The organism is Mesorhizobium sp. WSM4887 (genome assembly GCF_029625865.1).
Classification (GTDB): domain Bacteria; phylum Pseudomonadota; class Alphaproteobacteria; order Rhizobiales; family Rhizobiaceae; genus Mesorhizobium.
Map to the genome: position 1 here is coordinate 1 of NZ_JARTVP010000077.1, position 231 is coordinate 231.

The following is a 231-nucleotide window of genomic DNA, read 5'->3' on the forward strand; positions in this document are numbered from 1 at the left end:
GCTGTTCGTGCTGGCACTGCCTTACGCTTTTGCTCCCGCCGGCTATCTCAACGATCAGCATCGTGACTTCATACAGATGCTGACCTCCATGGCCGTAGACAACACCAGCCATTTCGTGCCCACCGATTTCACGGCACCGTTCACCACGATAGGACTGCCGATACCGGAATTCGGCGCAACGATCGTGCGCATGGTCATGGCCCTGTTTACGCTTTCTGCCGTCATCTGGTT

The 231-nt window shown here is 56.3% G+C and carries 1 pseudogene; it reads left to right on the forward strand.

From position 1 onward, the window contains the following. Positions 1-231, forward strand: a pseudogene (locus tag P9230_RS32390) (hypothetical protein); the annotation flags it as partial.